Annotated in this window: 2 protein-coding genes; both read left to right on the top strand. The window is 60.8% G+C overall.

The window, feature by feature from the left end:
• Window positions 1–247: 247 nt before the first annotated feature.
• Window positions 248–745, top strand: coding sequence for a chemotaxis protein CheW (locus tag ACSQ27_RS24260; RefSeq protein ID WP_436158063.1), 498 nt, complete (start codon window positions 248–250; stop codon window positions 743–745).
• 36 nt (window positions 746–781) lie between these two features.
• Window positions 782–1,460: MCP four helix bundle domain-containing protein (locus ACSQ27_RS24255; protein ID WP_436158062.1), on the top strand; the 679-nt coding region annotated here is incomplete at its 3' end.

Here is a 1,460-nt window from a genome sequence, read left to right as displayed (position 1 = left end):
CGCCGGGCAACCCCGGCCAGCAATCCTCAGAGGAGCGCGCTCCGCCGGAGCAAGATCCGGCCCCCCCCCTTCTGGAAGAAAGATAAGGCCATAACCCAACGCTTATCCCCCGATTTCCAACTAGTACAGCTTGATAACCTTTATCTGAAGCAAGTACCGGGAAAACGCCAACTAAAGTTTTCACCGCCATCAGCCGATAGCCATACATACAGATAGACAGAGACCCCACCGATTCCAAGGAGTGCATATGCACGAGACAAACAACACCAGCAGCAATCCCGTCGCCGCCGCCAGGGCACTGGAATTCCTGGCCTTCACGCTGGGCCAGGAAGAGTACGGCGTGGACATCCAGAAAGTGCAGGAGTTGCGCGGCTACGACACCGTCACGCGCATCGCCAACGCGCCCGAACACATCAAGGGCGTGGTCAACCTGCGCGGCATCATCGTGCCCATCGTGGACATGCGCATCAAGTTCAACCTGGGCACCCCCAGCTACGACCAGTTCACGGTGGTGATCATCCTGAACATCGCCAGCCGTGTCATGGGCATGGTGGTGGACAGCGTCTCGGACGTGATCACGCTGAGCCCCGAGCAGGTCAGGCCGGCGCCCGAGATGGGTGCGCTGCTGGACACCGAATACCTCATCGGCCTGGGCACGCTGGATGAACGCATGCTCATCCTCGTCGACATCGACAAGCTCATGTCCAGCAGCGACATGGCTTTGATCGAGCGCGCCACCGCTTAGGCCCCTCCGCCCCACGAACCTATAACAAAGCACACCATGTCTTTCTCAAACCTCAAAATAGGCACACGCCTGGGATCGGGCTTCTTCGGGGTCCTGGTGCTTCTGGCGGCGATTGCGGGCCTGGGCCTGAACGCGATGTCGGGCGTGCAGCAGCGGCTGGCCGACATTGTGGATGGCAACAACGTCAAGAATTTCGCGGCCAACGAGATGGTGGACAACTTCCGCGACATCGCGCTGATCGTCAGCACCATCGTGCTGCTGGAAGATCCCGCCGCCATGCAGGACCAGAAAAACCGCCTGACCGCCGCGCGTGAAAAATACGGCAAGGCCAAGAAGGTGCTGCTCGAGTCCTCCCTGGACGCCAAGGAAAAAGAGCTGCTGGATAGGCTGGACCAATCGATCAAGGCGGCCTCGCCGCTGGTCAACAAGGTGGTCGAACTCGGCACGCAGAACCGGAACGCGGAGGCCACGGCGCTGATGATGAGCGAGTCGGCGCCCGCCACCCGCAGGGCGATTGCCGTGATCGACGATATCGTCAACTACGAGCGTGAACTGTCCAGGAAGTCCTTTGACGAAGCCAAAGCCGAGTACAGCGGCTCGCGCAAGCTGATGCTGGCGCTGGCCGGCCTGGCGATCGCGCTGGGCGCCTTGGGCGCCTGGTGGATCACACGTTCCATCACACAACCGATCAACAGCGCGGTGAAGATCGCCCAGA

This window comes from Polaromonas sp. LjRoot131 (genome assembly GCF_964252805.1).
GTDB lineage: Bacteria > Pseudomonadota > Gammaproteobacteria > Burkholderiales > Burkholderiaceae_C > Polaromonas.
This window is presented reverse-complemented; position numbering and strand designations above follow the sequence as displayed.